At 57.4% G+C, this 18351-nt stretch carries 15 protein-coding genes and 2 pseudogenes; 10 read left to right on the forward strand and 7 right to left on the reverse strand.

Annotation, left to right across the window (positions count from 1 at the left end; all coding sequences use genetic code 11):
* Positions 1 to 45 precede the first annotated feature (45 nt).
* The 3 genes from SH664x_RS08195 to SH664x_RS08205 all read right to left on the reverse strand — a co-directional run bounded on the left by SH664x_RS08195 (position 46) and on the right by SH664x_RS08205 (position 2643).
* Positions 46 to 855: a TatD family hydrolase gene (locus SH664x_RS08195; RefSeq protein WP_437206585.1), complete on the reverse strand. Its 810-nt coding sequence runs from the start codon at positions 853 to 855 to the stop codon at positions 46 to 48.
* A 420-nt stretch (positions 856 to 1275) separates the two neighbouring features.
* Positions 1276 to 1515, reverse strand: coding sequence for a hypothetical protein (locus SH664x_RS08200; protein WP_437206587.1), 240 nt, complete (start codon positions 1513 to 1515; stop codon positions 1276 to 1278).
* Positions 1516 to 2097: 582 nt separating this feature from the next.
* Positions 2098 to 2643 (reverse strand): DUF2617 family protein, encoded by a 546-nt coding sequence (locus SH664x_RS08205; protein WP_437206589.1) that lies wholly within the window; start codon positions 2641 to 2643, stop codon positions 2098 to 2100.
* A gap of 363 nt (positions 2644 to 3006) precedes the next feature.
* Between SH664x_RS08205 and SH664x_RS08210 the strand changes: the two genes are divergently transcribed.
* Together SH664x_RS08210 and SH664x_RS08215 are read left to right on the forward strand one after the other, a co-directional pair.
* Complete coding sequence (locus tag SH664x_RS08210; RefSeq protein WP_437206590.1) at positions 3007 to 3837, forward strand: hypothetical protein; 831 nt, start codon at positions 3007 to 3009, stop codon at positions 3835 to 3837.
* A gap of 330 nt (positions 3838 to 4167) precedes the next feature.
* The gene (locus SH664x_RS08215; protein WP_437206592.1) at positions 4168 to 5415 is read left to right on the forward strand and encodes a glycosyltransferase; all 1248 of its coding nucleotides are present in this window, start codon (positions 4168 to 4170) and stop codon (positions 5413 to 5415) included.
* 157 nt (positions 5416 to 5572) lie between these two features.
* Here SH664x_RS08215 and SH664x_RS08220 read toward each other — a convergent pair.
* Positions 5573 to 6414, reverse strand: a pseudogene (locus SH664x_RS08220) (IS5 family transposase).
* 16 nt (positions 6415 to 6430) lie between these two features.
* Between SH664x_RS08220 and SH664x_RS08225 the strand changes: the two are divergent.
* A complete protein-coding gene (locus tag SH664x_RS08225; protein WP_437206594.1) occupies positions 6431 to 6787 on the forward strand; it encodes a hypothetical protein in 357 nt (118 codons plus the stop codon).
* A 577-nt stretch (positions 6788 to 7364) separates the two neighbouring features.
* Here SH664x_RS08225 and SH664x_RS08230 read toward each other — a convergent pair.
* On the reverse strand, positions 7365 to 8177 hold the full coding sequence (locus tag SH664x_RS08230; protein ID WP_437206596.1) for an ExeA family protein: 813 nt from the start codon (positions 8175 to 8177) through the stop codon (positions 7365 to 7367).
* 61 nt (positions 8178 to 8238) lie between these two features.
* A complete protein-coding gene (locus SH664x_RS08235) occupies positions 8239 to 8643 on the reverse strand; it encodes a hypothetical protein (RefSeq protein ID WP_437206598.1) in 405 nt (134 codons plus the stop codon).
* 300 nt (positions 8644 to 8943) lie between these two features.
* Here SH664x_RS08235 and SH664x_RS08240 point away from each other — a divergent pair, with 300 nt between their 5' ends.
* The 7 genes and pseudogenes from SH664x_RS08240 to SH664x_RS08270 all read left to right on the forward strand — a co-directional run bounded on the left by SH664x_RS08240 (position 8944) and on the right by SH664x_RS08270 (position 14217).
* Positions 8944 to 10458, forward strand: coding sequence for a family 16 glycoside hydrolase (locus SH664x_RS08240; protein WP_437206600.1), 1515 nt, complete (start codon positions 8944 to 8946; stop codon positions 10456 to 10458).
* 183 nt (positions 10459 to 10641) lie between these two features.
* Complete coding sequence (locus tag SH664x_RS08245) at positions 10642 to 11445, forward strand: uracil-DNA glycosylase (protein WP_437206601.1); 804 nt, start codon at positions 10642 to 10644, stop codon at positions 11443 to 11445.
* 63 nt (positions 11446 to 11508) lie between these two features.
* Entirely contained in the window at positions 11509 to 12150 is a 642-nt protein-coding gene (locus SH664x_RS08250) for a phosphopantothenoylcysteine decarboxylase domain-containing protein (RefSeq protein ID WP_437206603.1), read from the forward strand.
* Positions 12151 to 12352: 202 nt separating this feature from the next.
* Positions 12353 to 12643: a 2TM domain-containing protein gene (locus SH664x_RS08255; protein ID WP_437206604.1), complete on the forward strand. Its 291-nt coding sequence runs from the start codon at positions 12353 to 12355 to the stop codon at positions 12641 to 12643.
* A gap of 385 nt (positions 12644 to 13028) precedes the next feature.
* Positions 13029 to 13298 (forward strand): annotated as a pseudogene (locus tag SH664x_RS08260) (RtcB family protein); the annotation flags it as partial.
* A gap of 209 nt (positions 13299 to 13507) precedes the next feature.
* The gene (locus SH664x_RS08265; protein ID WP_437203707.1) at positions 13508 to 13828 is read left to right on the forward strand and encodes a transposase; all 321 of its coding nucleotides are present in this window, start codon (positions 13508 to 13510) and stop codon (positions 13826 to 13828) included.
* Positions 13783 to 14217 carry an IS5 family transposase gene (locus tag SH664x_RS08270; protein WP_437202032.1) on the forward strand — a complete coding sequence of 145 codons (435 nt, stop codon included), beginning with the start codon at positions 13783 to 13785 and terminating at the stop codon, positions 14215 to 14217. Before SH664x_RS08265 ends, SH664x_RS08270 begins: the two co-directional genes overlap by 46 nt.
* Here the strand turns inward: SH664x_RS08270 and SH664x_RS08275 are convergent.
* Complete coding sequence (locus tag SH664x_RS08275) at positions 14182 to 18333, reverse strand: FG-GAP-like repeat-containing protein (protein ID WP_437207197.1); 4152 nt, start codon at positions 18331 to 18333, stop codon at positions 14182 to 14184. The two genes, SH664x_RS08270 and SH664x_RS08275, sit on opposite strands and share 36 nt — an antisense overlap.
* Between the last annotated feature and the right edge of the window lie 18 nt (positions 18334 to 18351).

Genomic DNA, 18351 nt, shown 5'->3' on the forward strand with positions numbered 1-18351 from the left:
GACATCCGACACTGTGGGTACCGCGACGCGTAAATGAGATGTGCGCTAGCGCGGAGTAAACTGGAAGCGTGTTGACTGCGAAAAGAATTCCAGGGGATTGCGGTAGACGATCTTCTGAATTTTTTCGTCGCTGTGACCCCGGCGACGCATCTCCTGAATGAAATCAGGGACCGCCAGCGGATTGGAAGGCCCCCAGTCTCCTGCGGAGTTGACCATGATCCGGTCATCTCCATATTGCTCGATGATGTCGGCTGCCCGTGCCGGCGTGCATTTGGTGGTGGGATAAAGAGTCATCCCGCACCAGAATCCCGCCTCTTTCGCCAGGCGAACGGTGTGCTCCTCCACGTGATCGATGCAGACCCGTTCCGGCTGCAGGTCTCCGCGCTCCTGCAGCATATCGATGATCATCCGGGTCCCTTTGTATTTGTCCTGCAGATGCGGCGTGTGTATCAGAACGAGTTCATTCGTCTTCGCAGCCAGATCCAGATGCTCGCGAAAGATGGTCGACTCATTCGGGGTATTTTTGTTGAGCCCGATCTCGCCGATTCCCAGTACGCCAGGTCGATCCAGGAACTCGGGAATCATCGCGATCACTTCCCGCGCCAGCGGAATGTTCTCCGCTTCTTTGGCGTTGATACACAGCCAGGTGTAGTGCTGAATACCGCTCCATCCGGCCCGTTTCGGTTCGAACTCTGTCAGTTGCCGAAAGTAATCCCGAAAGCCATCGACCGTTCCCCGATCGAATCCGGCCCAGAACGCCGGCTCGCTGACGGCAACGCATCCCATGCGCACCATGCGTTCGTAGTCGTCGGTCGTACGGGAAACCATATGGACATGCGGATCGATGTAATTCATGGTGTCGAACGTGTCTCGGATTCATTCACGGACAAAGATGGCAGCCTGCCGAGGTGTCGAATACGGCATTCAGACGCGTAATTCAAGAGATCCTCACGCGACGTCGGCGGCCTCTTTGCAGTGTATCGCTTCAGACGAATCAATTCAGCTGCATGAGCACGAGACTCTCGCTCGACGAGAGCATTTTCAGGGTTCGATTCCCGCCATACCGAGTTGTGCTGCTCATCAGAGGGAACTCGCGATGCGCAGGGCTATTAAGACAGCCTGCCACGCCGGTCACGTACCCGGTTGACGGTAAGCAAACAGACTGCTGCCAGCGCAGGGAGCGCGAATCTGTTCCGGACTTCGAATTGAGTTCGGCCGGGAGATCGTCCATCCCTTGAAGCGGCGGAGACGAGGAGCAGATTGCCCCGGACGTCTCTACGTCCGGCAGACCCGTTTTTCGCCGAGAACCTTGCCCACAGGAGATCCGGCCCACAGAGAAGCGAGACGTTCAATTGCGGTGGTCTTGTCGATCGTGGAGCCGACACAGGCGGCGTGCTGGCGCTGTTCGACGAGCTCGGCCAGCCTGCGGTCGACATCTGTACGCTGACTTCTCACGGCTCGTCGCAAAACAACCCGCATCGCCACTTCAGCTGATTTAACACTCAGTTCTCTCATGAGAACTATTCCTTGTGAGACCAGCTCCAGCACCCACACAATGTGACCAGACTCCGTCACACGGTTTTCAGGAAGGAGGAGACGGTTGACCTTGTGAACGCGGGAAATTCGTGAAAGGAATTCCCACCTCAGGTGCTCCATCATTCAGCTTACGGTGTGCGATCAGACTTGACCGACGAAGCAAGCCAGGATTCACAGCAGATCGGCCACCCTTACTGGATTGCACGGATTGCAATGACCCCAACGACCGGCCCAAGATTCAAAATTGAACATTGACTGGCCGCGAATTTGATTCCGGCCTTTCACAGAGGGTTGCCCATCCGGAAAGGGTTACAGGAATCAAAATTTCAGTCTTTCTACAGCATCAGAACCTCCAGAACGCCCCCGGCATCCCCCCCGCGGCGCACGGAATGATCATCTGAGCAGCAGCGGACATCTGCCAGTCGTCCCGACCGCTGCAAATCGGCCAAGATTTTAAAAGAATTTTGCGCGTTGCAAAGTGCTGCGACAATGAACTTTAACGTACCTCGTCAGCGAACGATTTTGCAGCAATCTCCAAGTTCACGGGTGAAAGAATGCGCATCAATTGAGCTCAAAGAGTGACTGGGTTCTGAGAACCGCCAAGTCGTCCGGGAAAGTGTGGAAAGTGTGTACAACAAGCATCTTCTCACTCCCTTCCACCTGCACCAGACTCAGGGGCCCGGCCAATAGCCGATGCGGCGAGGGAAACTGATACGAGACAAAAGCCCGTGCCGCCTCCCGCTCCAGTTCCATCTGAACGCGGGTAAACACGCCGAACTCGACCGTATCGACCTGCCCTGCAAAGTGATACGGGACCGGTGTCTTCGACTCGAACAGCAGCTCCTCATTGTCACGAAAAAAGTAGGTCTGCTGCAATCCGTAAGTCGACAGAACCTGCGAATCCGGTGCAGTCACTTCAACCACGCTCTTCCCGTCCACAGTCATCTGCAGATAATGGCCCCCTTGACACAATCCCAGACTGGCCTGGTACCGGTCTGTCCGAATCCGTCCCACGACCGCGGGGCTGAAGAGTTCCGGGTGCAGCGGACGCTCGAAGAAGCGGTAAGATGTTTCCGCGATACTTGGTCGCAATGATTTCGTGGGCATGGGGAGGGACACCTTCTCTGGAGGTCGATCAAAGTTCGTCACGTCCCGTCAGTTGCTCTCAAGTATAGGCCTCCTCCAGACAGCTTCGAAGTGGCAACCCGTCGACTTTCGGTAACTCGGACCGATTTCGCAAATCGGTGTTCGGCCGGCTTGCAAATGGTCGAGCTCCGGCTCCCTGGCAACTCCGCCGCAACGGCTGCCACGGCATGGTCGAGCGGAGAACTCGACCCGAACCAGCCTTTTTCGGCAACGCCTGCCGAAGATCCCCCTGTTGGGACACTCCCCGTCCGACCCGGATTGACCCTCACTCTCCCGCCTCCTAGAAGACGATGATTCTGCCTTCCTCTGGATCGTCGACCGACCATGTTTTCCGGACCGCGACTGACAATGCGATGCCTGCTCGTCTGTCTCGTCCTCGGGGGGGCCGGATGCCCGCTCTGGACAGCGGATGTCGGCACGCAGATTGTCCGCAAGTCGCCACTCCCCCCGATTCTGGCCCCTCGGGAAGCGATCGAACTGGAAGTCTACTTTGTCGACCGCCCCATCGGTGATCCCCTCATCGGGGAAGGACTGTGGTCGTCGCTGATTGCGATCTCATCGGTCACACCAGCGGTCCGGGAGAGTCTGACGGCGGATGGCTTTCGATTTGCGCTCAGCCCATCCCGCCCGCCCCGGCCCTTGCAATCCCTGATGGAAATGTCACGTCGCGGTGGAACGTACGCTCGGGCTTCGGTCCGCCGGTACACGGTGCAGACAGGGCAGGAAACTCTTCTCGTCGCCAGTGAGGTTCCGAATGGTACCCCGCTCGTCCGCCGGGGCAGCGAGGGGGTGCAGACCGTGGAACTGAATTCCGGCAAATGCATTTTGCGAATCCAGGCAGATCGGATTGAGGATGGCTGGTCCAAGCTGGTGATGATCCCGGAGATTCACCACGGAGAGGACATGCTTCGGCCACAAGCGAACGATCTGGACTGGACGTACCAGCAGGGGCAGCGAAAGCTCACGTTTCACGAAGATCGACTCTCCGCCGAAGTAAACACCGGGGAGATGCTGGTGATCGGCCTGAATCCCGATTCGCCCGATGCCTTGGCTTCTCACTTCTTTCGAAGCGATGTTTCACAGGGAATGGAGCGGTTGGTTCTCATTCGTGTGGCCGACATGCGTAAAATCGAAGGAGTACGCACCGGGGAATAATTCAGGTCTTTCCCGCCGTGCCAAGGCTCGATCGCTGTCCCCGCCACCCGGTTGTCCCCTTCGACGATCTGGCTTGCTTTCACACTGTCGGCACGATCACTGAAACCTGCCACCGTTGCCTCCAGGAACTTCCCAAGTTTGGCATCGGCTTGCCGATCTTCGGAAACGTCAGGAAAGCCTCGTACGGCATCCCCCGACATCACGATAATCGTCAGGGACGCCCGGCAACCATCAGCGACGAGCGATCCGGGATGGCGTTCCCCGGTCGAAGTTCGACCCGCCGTTTACCAGGGACCGGCAGTGTTCGACCGCTTCTGTGAGGAAGAACGGATGACGAAGTTTGTACTCACCACGATCGGCAGCTCAGGGGACGTCTTTCCGATGGTGGGGCTGGCACTCCAGCTTCGCCAGCGGGGACATGATGTCCTCCTTGTGACGAACGGTCACTTTGCGCCCCTGGCGGAAAAGTACAACCTTCCCTTTGAGCCACTCGGGATGCCGGAGGAGTATTCGCAGTGCATCAGCAGCCCTGACCTGTGGCATCCGCAAAAGGCTTTCAGGCACGTTTACTCTTATTTCCGCCCTCAGCTGAAACGACAGCACGAGATTCTGGTGGAGCAGAATCAGAATCGCCGCGTGGTGGCGATTGCCAGCTGCCTGTGTTTCGGGGCGCGGGTCGCGCAGGAATCGCATGGCATCCCGCTTCTCACAGTCCACTTGCAACCCTCCGTCATCTGGAGCGATCTCGTCCCACCGACCATCGCCGGACTGGCCGGGCCCCGCTGGTTCAAAAGCCTTCTGTTTCGCTTTGGTGAGAAATTCGCCGTCGATGCCGTGGTCTGTCCGTTCCTCAATGAATGGAGACGGGAGCTGCGTCTCTCTCCGATCCGGCAGATCACCCGGTGGTGGAACTCCCCTGAAGGGGTTCTCTGCCTCTTTCCCGACTGGTTCGCACCCCCACAGGCTGACTGGCCGCACCGTCTGATTCAGACAGACTTTCCTCTCTGGAACGATCAGTCCGAGCAGCCACTCGACAGGGAGATCGAGCACTTTCTGCACACCGGTGAACCACCAATCGTGTTTACTCCGGGGTCTGCCAACCTGCACGGGCGTGCCTTCTTTGAAACGGCCCTGCAAACGGTTCAATCCACGGGCCACCGAGCCCTGTTTTTAACGCAGCATCCGGAGCAGGTTCCGAATGTCCTGCCACCGACCGTCCGGCATTTCGCGTATGCACCGTTGGATCGTCTGCTTCCGCAGGCTGCCGCATTTGTGCACCACGGGGGAATTGGCTCGACCTCGCAGGCACTCCTCGCGGGCATCCCGCAAGTGGCGATGCCGTTGGCTCACGACCAGTTCGATAACGCAGCGCGGATTGAGTCGCTGCAAGTCGGACGGGGACTGCCGGCAAGAGCATTCAAGGCTCCCGCCCTGACCAGCATAGTGAGCGAACTTCTGGGATCAACTGCGGTCGCGAACGCTTGCCAGACAATGCGAGAACGCCTTGCTTCCCGTTCAGGGCTCGCCGATTCCGTGGCGGCCATTGAAGCGCGATTCTGCGAACCGAGAGCGATCTGAATTGCCCCTTCGCGAATCGATGAATTCCGCGGGGCGTCGCACTTCATCCTGTGTGCCCCCGGGGACATTCTGCCGGACTGCGTTGCTGCGCCTCGAACCTGCTCCAGATCATCGTGCGGTAACTGTCGATCCAGTTGCCCAAAATCCCTAGAGCCTGTTATGAACTTGTCTGTATGAGAAAGTGAGCGTGCTTGAGCAGGAGGGCGACCATCGCGACCCAGTGCCAGCCGGCGAGGACTTCCGCCAGGCGTTCGTAGTCTCTCGCCAGTCGCCGGGAGCGTCCCAGCCAGGGGAACGTTCGTTCCACCACCCAGCGCCGGGGGAGCAGGACAAAGCCTCGTCTGGCCCTGGCATGTTTCACCACCCGCAGTTGAACCCCTTGTTCCGCCGCAGCGTCTTCTGCGGTTTCACCCGTGTCCCCTTGATCGACATACGCCACTTCCACGGTCTCTCCGGTCACCGCTTGCACTGCTTCGCGCAGCGACCTGCGCCCGCTCCTGCTCATTGGCAGGCGTGACTTTCACCGCCAGCAAATGGCCCAGCGTGTCGATGGCAATGTGAATCTTCGAGCCTTTCCGGCGCTTGTGGCCATCGTATCCTGCCCGCTTTCCGTTCACCGGCGTCGACTGCAGCACGCGACCGTCCAGAATGATTCCGCTGGGGTCTTCCTCGCGCCCTTCGACCACGCGGGCGATCGCTTGCAGGTCATGTGCGATGTCCTCGAAGACACCGGCCTGCAGCCAGCGACGCGCCTGCTGATCAACCACCGGCCAGGGAGGAAATTCATGCGGCATGAATCTCCACTGCGCTCCCGTACTCACCAGCCAGCGCATGGCGTTGAAGACCAACCGCAGCGAGTGGACTCGTTGCGGAGAGTCTTCACGTAACCAATGCCAGATACGGGGCGAGAAACGCCCATTCTTCGTCCGTGACATCACTCGGGTAGGCTGTGGCTTGCTCATTCACGCACACTTCCGCAACGTCAACACTTGAGTCCATAACCGACTCTGATGTAATGGAGGGTCTGAAGAAATCTGCCGAGATCCTGTTTCTGCTGACGACTAATCGTCCGGAGGCACTCGAGCAGGCGCTGTCCGCTCGTCCGGAACGAGTTGATCAGGCGATTGAGTTCCCTCTCCCGGATGGAGAGGGGAGGAAGAAACTCGTCCGTCTGTACTCATCGGGAATGGAACGGCCGACAGAGATTCTGGAGCACATCGTCCCTCGAACCGAAAATGTCGGTGCGGCATTCATCAAGGAACTGATGCGCCGGGCGGTTCAGTTTCAACTGGAGCACGATGCAGCGAGTCGCATCCAGCTTGTCGACGTCGAGTCGGCACTCGACGAAATGCGGTTCAGGGCGGCTCCCTGAATCTGAAGCTGCTCGGTGCCGAAGGTTCCTTGACGACTGCCTCTTCGGCGCCGGTGTGAAGACTGAGAATCTGTCCCCAGGTCACGATTGCGGCGACGCAGGAGAATCTGCTGCGAAGCGCATAAAAACGGCAGGCGGCTTGGGGAGAGGGGGAATCCCAAGCCGCCGCCGTCGTTCAGTGCGCCGCACATGCGCACCAAGGGGAGCAGACTCAAAAGGTGACCAGGTCCGGGACAAGAGCGAAGCTGCAATTCGTCGTCTGTCTGGATGGGAAGTCAGAGTTCCTCGCCACGCCTTTGATGTACTCGCTAAAAAGCAAAGGCCGCGCCAAAGTGTTGCCGAGTCCAGCCACCGGCCCCCTGTAAGTGCTGGCCGCGGCTGAAACTTCAGGCTTTTTGCTGAAATTTCGGCAAGACATTTTTTTACAGGCGAGCCCGGAACCGCCCGCGAGAGGAGCGACTGGCGTCACGCTGCCAAGAGAAGCAGCAACGGACGCTCAGGAAATAAGCGATGTATGACGACGCTTGCAGACCGCCAGGACGAGTCATTCGGGAAGGAGACGAATTTGCCGCGATCTTCACGCCGCTGTCGACATCAGTTCTTCCGCAGCCGCTTCAATTTCAACGGCACTAATTGTTTCCCGGTTGTCGACAAAGCCGACGAGCAGCGACAAATCACACAGCTGATTGATGCGGCGCGGAATTCCCTGCGACAGCTCCCACAAGGTCTGTGCAGAACGGAGATTGAACAGATTGGTGTCCCGTCCGGCGACGCTCAGTCGCTGTTGCACATACGGAAGTACTTCTTCCCGGGCGAGCGGTTCCAGTGCGGCGCGAACAACAATCCGCTGATCCAGTGCCCCCAGTCGCTGCAGCTTAGAAAGGAGTTCGGTTCGCCCCGACAGGACGAGGGAGAAATCGGCTCGGCCGGCCTCGCGGAGATTGAGCAACAGCCGCAGCGTCTGCAGGTGCGCAAGATCCAGCAGATGGGCATCGTCAATGACAAACGTGACATGCTGTCCGGAAGAACGGAGTTCGACGAGCCGATCTTCCAGGTGTCGGAGGACCTGTTCTTCAGGCTGTTCCGATGAAGCGAGAACACCCAGTCGGCTGGCAAAATACGCCATTGTCCCGGCTGGAGATAACTGCGGGAAAACCAGCCGGATCACGACGCCCAGTCCGTTCTCCGTCAGTTCGCTTTCGAGAACGTGGGTCAGAAATGACTTCCCGAGACCATGTTCCCCGACAAGCAGTCCAATCCCCTTGCGCTGCTCGATCAGATAGCGCAACTTCAGCAATCCGGCCTGATGGGTCCGGCTGGGATAAAAAAATTCGGGAGCGGCCTCTTCCTCGAACGGACGGCGGCTGATCTTCCAATGCGCTTCATACATGCGGGGAACCACACTTTTCAGGAATGTCGAGCTCCGTGTTCACGGAGCCAGTTTGTAATCGTCAGCGGGATTCCAGCATTTCAATTCGTCCCGACAGCCAGACAGCCTCGGGGACATTCGAGTCAGATGACGCTGCGAAGGCGGCAGGAACAAGAGCTTCACGGTTCGTGCCCACCCGCTCGCGCATCAGAGGGGAGACAGTGAGCACGGCCGCCCGCAGGGGCTGCTCACTGTCAACAAGTGTCTGCGGTGGAATCTGAAGGGGTTCGGCGATGGAGGTCGACGAAAGTTCCTCACGAGAGCGTGTGAGTTCTGGCGGGGCGACTGTCCCGGCCTGCGGCTCCAGCAAAGGGACGCGATCTTCCGAAGTGACGACAACTACGTCATCGGACCAGAATGTGGTCAGACCTGCCACGAAGCAAACGGCAGCCAGCCAGAAACAATGCTGTGGGCGAAGCTTGGCCATGGACAGTTCCCTGAGAGCAGATCGCACCCGTTGAGGTTGCGCATCGTCTGGTTCCTGAACCGGCTGTGGTGAACCCACAACCAGACGCGCTCGGGATCTCGAGGTGAATCGCTCCAATGAGCCGACACGACGCAGCGCCGACTCCGAAGATTCCTTCTTCCCAATCGACAACCGGATGCGCAGACTTGACGAAAATCCGGACAATAGCGGTTGTAACGGAGGCGGTTGCTTGAAACTCGGATTCAAGACCGGCGATACTCCCCCAATTGTTGGCCCCTAGCCTTCACCGGAAAACGACACATGCTGATTCCACACTGCGACACCCATCCGATGGTGCGACACCTCCGAAGCCTCGTCCCTCTGCTGATTCTCTGCTTCGCACCGTTGCCTGTTCAGGCTGCAGAACCCGCATCAGCCGATCCTTATGGGGAATTCAAGGTGGGACTGCAGTCTTATACGCTGCGGAATTTCGATCTTCCCGAGGCGCTGAAACAGTGTGAGAAGCTAGGGATCAAGTATCTCGAAGGCTACCCGCGGCATCTGCCTGTCACGACAGTCCCCGCGCAGATGAGCGGCTACCGGCAACAACTGGAACAGGCGGGCATCACCCTGATGAGCTACGGCGTGGTTCCCCTCGACGCCAATGAAGCGAAAACCCGGTCGTATTTCGATTTCGCGAAGGGAGTGGGGCTGACCTGCATTGTGGCCAATCCGCAGAAGAACAAAGAAACTTTCGATCTGCTGGAGAAGCTGGTGGAGGAGTATCAGATTCCGATTGCGATTCACAATCACGGTCCGGGAAGCACCTATTCTACTGTGGAAGATGTGCTGAAATGGGTGGAGGGACGGCATCCGCTGATCGGCGCCTGCGTCGACACCGGGCATTACCTGCGGAGCGATCAGGACCCGGTCGAGGTGATCCGCAAGCTCGGAAATCGTGTGTACGATGTTCACCTGAAGGACGTCCGCTCGATTCAAACCGAAGAAGAAAAGGCGCGGCTTGAGAAGGAACTCCCCAGGAATCGGGCCGAACAGTTGCGCAAGGAAGGGAAGATCTTCACGATTCTGGGAGAAGGGGAACTCAACATTGTGGGTGTTCTCCGAGCCCTTCGTGGTCTGCAGTACAAAAATCTGCTGGCACTCGAATATGAAGAAAACCCGCAAAATCCCCTTTCTGATGTGGAACTGAGTCTTTCCAATCTGCGCGAGGCGGTGGCCTATCTCGACAGTTCGGAAACCGGTTTCGTTCCGCTGTGGGACGGCAAATCCTTCGCCAACTGGACTGCGAACGAGCACCCTGAAAGCTGGAAGATTGTCGATGGTGAACTGGTCGCTCATGGGGAGCGGAGCCATCTCCTTTACACCGGTCCGTTGGCACCATTCACAAATTTTGAACTCAAAGTGGACGTGATGGCAGAGCCGGGAAGCAATGGCGGAATTCATTTCCACACTGCGTCACAGCCAACCGGCTGGCTGGCACAGGGACACGAGGCCCAGGTGAACAACACCTACGAAAAGGATGTTCAGAAAACGGGCAGCCTGTATGGCATTCAGCCGAACACACGCCAATTACTGCCGGACAATACGTGGTGGACCCAGCACATCATCGTGGACGGCAAGCACGTGATCATCAAAGTCGATGGAAAAACGATTGTCGATTACATTGAGCCGGAGAACCTCGATCCCTCTCGCAAGTATCCTGACCGCAAGCTCGGGAGTGGCACCATCGCACTGCAGGGGCACGATCCCAAGAGCACCGTTCACTATCGCAATATTCGCATCAAGACATTGCCCGAGAGTGGACAGCAGCCCTGATCGCCGGATCATACTGACTTGACCGGGATCCCGCCGCGAAATTTCCCGGCGTGATTTGCCGGTCGGAGTTCCTCGCGTCACCTCAGGATCACAAGCGGCAACCGGAGAATTCGGCGATTTTTGAAGCTCTTTCCGGAGACGAAGGCTGGAGAGACTTGGCTGCCTGCCGAAAGAGACTCAGATATGTCCAATCCACAACGCGCCGCTCGACAGATGCTCAACGACCTGCGTGCTGCGGGTCTGACCCACCTGCCACGCGCTCCCCGTCGACCTGCCCCTCCCGTTGCGGGAACCGCTTCCTTATTGTCTGAAGCTCCTCCTGAAGATATGCCCAAGAAAAAAACGGAACCTCTTCCGCCTGCAGCCAAGTCCCCCCAGCCCGTCAATCTCGTGCGCAACACAGCCTCTCCGGCAGTCCGCACGAAGAAGCTCAAGGAACTGGCGGGATGCGTCGCCGACTGCGTTCGCTGTCCTGAGCTGGCACGCACCCGGACTCAGACGGTCTTCGGAGTCGGTAACCCGACAGCCCGGGTGATGTTTATCGGGGAAGCTCCCGGAGCCGATGAAGACCGGACCGGGGAGCCGTTCGTCGGTCGGGCCGGACAGCTGCTCACCAAGATCATCGAGGCGTGTGGCTGGCAGCGATCCGATCTGTACATCTGCAATATTCTGCGTTGCCGCCCTCCTGAAAATCGCACTCCTTCCGAGACGGAAGCGGCCAACTGCCGCGAATATCTCGACGGGCAGATTTCGATTGTCGATCCCGATTACATCGTCTGCTGGGGAACCTGCGCTGCGCAGAACCTGCTTGCCAGTGTGGAGCCCATCGGCAAAATGCGGGGGCGATTCTTTCAGCACGGACGCGCGAAGGTCCTGTGTACCTATCACCCTTCATACCTGCTGCGGAACCCCGCTGCGAAAAAGCCGGTGTGGGAAGACATGAAGCTGCTGCTGAATGAAATGGGGCTGAAACCCCCGGTGAGTTGAGAACCTCCACACATTTTTCCGGTGCGGGCCTCCCTTCATCACACCGATTGAATTGAAGTTTCCATGCGATTGCTCGTTACCGCCGGGCCGACTCGTGAATACCTGGACGATGTCCGCTATCTCTCCAACGCCAGCAGTGGTCGGATGGGCTACGCCATCGCGCAGGCAGCGATTGATCGCGGCTGGGAAGTGGTCCTCATCAGCGGACCGGTGGAACTCCCTCCGCTCTCGGGCTGCGAGTTCGTGCCGGTCGTCACCACTTCCGAGATGCGAGACGCAGCCGTGCGACTCTTTCCCGAATGTCAGGCTGTGATTGCGGCAGCCGCCGTGTGCGATTACAAGCCACGCGAACGGATTGCCGGCAAGCTCTCCAAGACGGGAGGTCCGATCACCCTTGAGATGATTGAAACCGACGACGTGCTGGCCGAGCTGGGACGGGCAAAAGAGCATCGCTGGGTCGTCGGTTTCGCTCTGGAAGCCCAGAATCCTCGCGAGAATGCCCTGCAGAAACTGCGTCGCAAAAACTGTGACTGGATTGTCCTGAATCATCCCAGCGCGATCGGTTCCAGTGAAAACACCGTCGAGTTCCTGAACCAACAGGGGGAAACGGTGGCTCACTGGTCGGGCTCCAAAGAGCGCGTCGCCAGTGAATTGATCGGTTGGCTGGCTGGGCGACCAGCGCCCCCAATCCGCGGGGATCGTTGAGTTCTTCAGCAAGCGGGCCGAAGACAATCGATTGGAACGGGAATTCTCCTGTAACAGAGCGAAACCCCGCCCCCGTTTGTCAGGCGTTCGCTGACAAGGGGACACGATTGGCCCGTCATTTGCGTGTCAACTCACCGTCAGAGCGATCGCCCATCGGATCGCGATCTGCGGGGCCAATAAAGACATGCAGGAGGCCATTCTCATGAACACGACACATCACACCAGTCACGACCCGATTGCAAGCCAGGCTCAACGTGGGTTCTTCATTCATGCTGGAATCTACGTGGGAGTCATGTGCGGACTTGCATTTCTGAATTTCCGCAATAATCCCGACAATCTCTGGTTCCTCTGGCCGCTGGCAGGCTGGGGATTGGGGGTCATCGCACACGGAATTCAGGCCTATCGGCTCCCTGAACCGATGCGGCAGCGGATTGCCCACCGGATGGAGCGACGGGAAGCCCGCAAAGAGCACCGCGAAGCACGGCGCGGATAAGCGTTGCCATCTTAGATCACTCTGCATCGATGATCACCCCTGATATGGAGGGTTGATCATCGATTTCTTCATGACGCCAATTCTCCCGCCGCAGAGGGTGAATTCTGCGAACTTCGGGCCAGTGATGGGCTCCAGAGTGATGACTTTTTCGGCTTCGGCGTCTGGGTGAAGACGCCTTGCATGTTCGTTTGACCGGCGCTAAAAGGGATTTGAGTGCGGTCACTCTTTCCCATGCTCGGGCAGCAAGTGTTTCCTCTGATGAAACGCTGAACTCCGAGCGGCGAGGACGGGTAATCTCAACTCAAAAATGCTCCAGACCCAGGCAATCTGGACGAACATCCTGCTGGATCTCTTTCCCATTCATCGCTCTGAGGGCTGCGAGTTCATGCCTTACAATCTGATCCCAACATCCGACGCCACCGCGATCCTACCGACCGGCGAAAAGACACCTCCGATCACCGTCATCGGTACGGCACCGATCCGTGACACCTTCGACGAGCTGTGCCTGCAGCAGGCGATCAATTCGCGTCTCGCGCCGGGAGTGACCGATCTCGTCCTCAACCCGGATGCCCATTGCGGATACGGAGCGCCGGTCGGTTGCGTTCTGGTCTCACCGACCCACGTTTACCCGGGACCGGTCGGTGTCGATATTAAATGAGCCAGTTTCACAACCTTTAGATTACTGAACAGGATTGGCAAGGGATGTGCTTATGAGCAGGGTGAAAGGAGTCTTTCATGCTCATTACTCTGTCGAAATGGCCCGCGAGACGGCGGCCGAACAGGACAGGGTCCAGGACGGCCCCGAAGCCCTTTCTCTCTGATGCACAATGGTTTCTGATCGCGGATCTGTTTCCTGATCTTCCGGTGGGACCGCGTGGAGGACGCCCTTGGCGATCTTCTCGTGAGTGCTTGGAAGGCGTTCTGTGGGTACTGATTACAGGGGCCCGTTGGAAAGATTTACCAGAACGATACCCCTCACCAGTCACCTGTTGGCGACGCCATCGTGACTGGACTCGAAACGGGGTCTTTCGTGCAGCCTGGGATCGATTGCTCAGCAAGCTGCTACAGCGACGTGGCATCGACTGGGAAGAAGCGATCGGTGATGGCTCGTTTTCACGGGCAAAAAAAGGGGTGACGACGTGGGACGTTGTCATCGTGGCAACGGAACCCGCATCCTCCTCCTGACTGATGGACGAGGCATTCCACTCTCGGCATATACCACCTCTGCCAATTACAGCGAGGTGACCACGATCCAAACATTGATTGATCAATGCCCTCCACACGGCAAGCCGCGTCGCCTGCTGTACGATAAAGCTGCCGATGCCGACTGGTTGAGGGAACATCTTCTGTCCCGTGGCATCGAACTGATCTGCCCGCACCGAGACAAACGAACCAAGCCTCGACTGCAGGACGGTCGAGCATTGCGGCGATACGAACGCCGATACCGAATTGAGCGCACTTTCAGTTGGCTGCAGAACTGCCGCCGATTGATCACTCGCTGGGAATACTACGCCGAACTGTTCGAAGGCTTCGTTCACTTAGCCTGCCTGTACACCATCATCAAAGGGTTGTGAAACTACCTCATATTCATACGATGTCGTCAGTCCGTCGGGACTCGTCTGTGACATCAGTGTGCCTGTGTTGACATTGTAGCTTGAACGCGTGATGCGTCCTCTGCTGTCTGTGACTTTTGTCTGCTGCCGGATCTGCAAGTCCCATTCATAGGCCACGCTGGTGCCATCAGGCAGAATTTGTCGTCGCATCAGACCGCTGGGAGAGAACTCCGTCACGGTCGATGAGCCGACTTGGTCTACGACAGTTGTTGTGTGATTGTAGATGTCGTAGGAGTAACCCAGCACTCCCCCGTCCGGTCTGGTCTCGCTGAGCAGACGTCCGTTGCGGTAATAATTATAAGCTGTCTGGCCGAGTCCCGGAATGGAACTACTCCCACCAGGAGCTGTCACACTGCTGAGAAGCCCCTGCAGCTCGTTCCCTGAAGGGAAATAGGCGTAGGTCGTGATCGCTTGGGCAGTGCCGGCTCCCGGGCCTGCGACTCCGATCAGACGCTTATTACCGGACCCGGCATCCTGATAGGTGTAGGTCCAGGTTCGGGACGCGTTGTCGGTAACCGATGTGATCTGGTTGCCGGTGTAGGTGTAAGTGAGTAACGTGAGGGGACTGCCGACGTTTGTGGTGTCTTGAACAGTCTGGATTTTGCCGCTGCTGCGGTTGATGGATAAGACATTGCCGTTGCGGTCCTGCAGCTTCGTGAGATAGGCACGGCTCGATCCGGATGTTGTGAACGTGCGGGTGAGCCCGTGCTGATCAGTCAAGGTGTAAACACTGCCGCTGAGCGTCAGTGTTGTACCGAGCAATACATCCGGGACAGCAAACGTCGTGGATGTCAGCTTGAGGAACTGATACCGGGCTCCTTGGTTTGTCATCCAAGTCAGGTTATTGCCGCTGATTTCCAATGTGTCACTGTAAGAGTGTGCAACGTTGATCCCGAAACCGTAGTCGTCTGTCGGGGCGGTACTCTTTCGGGAAATGTAGGTGCGCTCGACAGCCACACGCGGACCGATAGACGGCAAGACCACATCAGTGTCAGTACGACGCAAAATGCCACTGAACAGGTCCGCTGCGAAATCAACTGCCTTGGTGGGAATGTCGGCGGTCGGAGTATCCTGAGCCACTCCGCCACGGTAGAGCTGATTGTCCGCTTCGGAATAAACTAGCGATTCGAACACGGGATAACTGAAGTTGTGGTCCTGCACAAAGAAGACCGAACCCATTCCGACTTCCATGCGAACCCGCCGCAGGGGAACAGTCACTACACGGCTGATCGGCCCCGCAACGGAATCCAACTCCGCAAGAATGACGTCTTCCGCCGCAGTCGAGTGGTCCAGTGTCGCCCGCAAGGCCGTCGCGTTGGCATAAACGGTGGATGTGCCGAGATCGACGTACGTTCCGGTGGAAGTCCGCTGCAGACGCAAAATTGTGTCGCCAGTGGAGACAGCGTTGCGAAAGCCGTCCGCGGCGGTCAGCGTGTGAGTGCCAGTAATAGCCCCCAGGGTGAGTCCTTCCAGCTGAGACAACAGGAACATGGCCGCTTGGCTGCGCTCCTGTTGAGCACTCTGCGTCGCGTCAGCCGAAGATCCGTCAATGGGGACTGGAATATAGCTCTGCTGAGGTTGATCCATTCGCAGCTTGGTGGGAGCGTAGTAGAACTGGCGGTCAGTTGAGGTGCTGACGTTCCGCTCGGAAGTCACCAGCCCAATGGTGGCAAATTTCTCAACCCAAATTGCTCCAGTCGACAATGCGAGCAATCGTAAATCGCGTGCTGACCGGTGAGCGTAGTCGGCAGCTGCTAGTTGCTGGGCCGCAATGACAATGGCTTCTTTTTCGCTCGTATTCGGGCTCGAGACAAATTGAACATTATTAAGAAGTGTCCGATAGTTCTGCACGTCTTGTGCGGAATATTGAGACCCTGCGATCGCAACCGTCGCGATGCCGTTTGCGGGGACATATAGCTCATCTGTTTGAATGGTGCTTCCACCGAGCAGTGTCTCAGCTGTCAAGGTTGCCGCTTGCCCATTGGTCGCAAAATTGGTGGTGTTCGAGCCGACATACAGGACTACCTTTGAAGATGCGCTGGGATTGCTGAGGAAATAGATATTCTGGCGGTTGACTTCTGGAAGCCGGAGAATGACGGGAGTGAATGTGGTGCCCCCGTTCTTTAGCGTCAGGCGGACTCGGTGAACTTCAGCATCAGCCCAGCTTGTGCTATACACGGCGCTGACCACTGCGTAGGGCAAAGCAGGAAAGGCAGCAGAGGTTGTTCCGAGGATCGACCGCTGCGGACGCATGTGGTTGCCGAGATTGGGTGACGTGGACGTGTTCCCGATGGCATCGAAAATCCGGGTGTCGATCTGGTCGAGATCAATGTCAAGATGGTAAAGGCTGATGTATGTGCTGCCGTAGGTCCTAATCCCGAAGTACCCGCGGTTCTGCTCGATAATCTTGATTCCTGTCGTCGGATGGGCTGGCGTCGCATCTCGAAGTGACAGAGTCAGCTCTTTGGGGGCCTCCCCCTGGGGAGTGATTTTCCAATACAGCGTGTCTCCAGAAATTCGAGCTTCCAGCAGCACCCGACTGGCGGCAGGATTTGGATTGGACTGAAGTGTAGTATTCGTGGTCGAATTGGATGAAGCGATCAACTCCTGTCCACTTGAGCCCGTATCGACGCCATGGCGGAACCATCTCAGCTTGGTGTCTTGAACTCGCAGTTCGTAACTGGTTGAACCGTTGAGGCGAAAAAGCATGCTGAAGTCGATGTTACCTGGTACACCAATATCTGCTACAACGTGTCCGTTTACTCCTTGAGCTTCATTGAAGAGCAACGAAGAGTTTCTCCAGACTTTGGCGTACGCGGGAGACCCCGTAATCGGTTCCGTGCTGCCGCTGGTGACCGTTAATGATCCAGGAAGCGTTTTCGTTCCGGCATAGCTGGCAAAGTCGGCTGAGAAGGAGAGGTTCTGTTGAAATGTGCCAAAAAAATCTTCGTCAAAAGTTGTGACGACATCGTCATCGGTGTTGGGAGCAATGTCTTCCAGCGATGTCGTGTAGGATTTGAAGGAGGGATCCAGAGGCTGCCAGATCTGGCCAGTAGGCCCGGGCATGTAGGCGACGAGCCATGCATGTGCAAATTTTACCCCGGTGGTGACGTCTCCGACCTTCTCCTCCTGAGGGTTCAGCCCCGCCCGAGAAAGAACAGCAATGCTGGCGCTGAGCGATTCTGTCCCCAGCCAATTATTCAGCTGGGCAATTTGGGTTGAATTGTAGAATCTGACAGTGCTACTCACGAAGCGTGTCTCCACCACGCTGGTGATCAAGGAGTTGAAATAATTCTGCTGATCCCACGCGTTTCCCACCTTCGTGCTCGCCACAGCATCGATCCCGCGCATCCAACCGTAAGATGGTGTAAAACCGATCGTATTCCGCACTAAATCGTATGCCGACATCACCTCCCGCCAGCGATGGTCGTAATCGATCAACTTGACCGACGGGGTCAATGCCGACGTCAGCGGGGTAAGCCACCCAATACTGGAAACACTCGAGGAGCGCAAGGTCGACGTTGTCCATGTGCTGCCTGTGGTCCAAAAGGCGACCTTGTCTCCACCAGTCACCTGCTGAACGAGATCGGCTTTGCCATCGTGGTTGATGTCGAAAGCCACAGCGGAACTGCCAACATTGGTCCCTGCAACCGTACTGGTACTAGTGCTGAAAGATTCGCCAGACGAGAAGCTGATGTGCCATTGTGTGGAAACATAGGCTGCCAGATCATCCCGCCCGTCGCCATTGAAGTCGCCGGTGAGCAAGTTCGAAGCGGCCGATCCTCCCAGCCAGTTGCCATAGTTGCGCGTCTCGAATCGGTTCCCTGTCGATATCGCCACGCGCCAATCCCCAGTCCCCGTGCGCGCCGCGACGTCATCTCTGCCATCGCCGTTGAAGTCTCCCACGGCGATGTTTTGGGCACCAAGGTCGAATGTCCATGTCGCCCACGCACTTGCCTGGAATGAAGTTCCAGTGGAAATGAAGACGTGCCACTTCTTTGTGGAGGACTCCCAGGCAACCACATCGCTACGGCCATCGCCATTGAAATCGCCGACTCGTGCCTGCAGCCAGCCCAATGTCTGAAGGGATCCTGT

The sequence above is a fragment of the Planctomicrobium aquicomposti genome (genome assembly GCF_051466325.1).
Taxonomy (GTDB): domain Bacteria; phylum Planctomycetota; class Planctomycetia; order Planctomycetales; family Planctomycetaceae; genus Planctomicrobium.